The organism is Rugamonas fusca, assembly GCF_014042365.1.
Taxonomy (GTDB): Bacteria; Pseudomonadota; Gammaproteobacteria; order Burkholderiales; family Burkholderiaceae_D; genus Rugamonas; species Rugamonas fusca.
This window is the reverse complement of record NZ_JACEZS010000105.1, coordinates 1-255: the sequence shown is the minus strand read 5'-3', so window position 1 is coordinate 255 and position 255 is coordinate 1. Positions and strand designations below refer to the sequence as shown.

Genomic DNA, 255 nt, shown 5'->3' with positions numbered 1-255 from the left:
CTATGGTCATCAAGCTTTGACTTGTACGAGTAGTCGCTCCCAATCGGGCAGCGTTACTCAGAATCTGGAAGAAGTAATTGGGTAATGAAGTTGTATCAACGAACGTTACAACGCACTTCTCATTCACTACAACCTGCTAAGGTTATAGGGACAAGCCGTACGGGCAATTAGTATCAGTTAGCTTAATGCATTACTGCACTTCCACACCTGACCTATCAACGTCCTGGTCTCGAACGACCCTTCAAGGAGCTCAAG

General features: G+C 45.9%; 1 rRNA gene. It reads right to left on the bottom strand.

Annotated elements, in window-relative coordinates:
- Positions 1-146: 146 nt before the first annotated feature.
- Positions 147-255, bottom strand: a 23S ribosomal RNA gene (locus tag H3H36_RS26510); the annotation flags it as partial.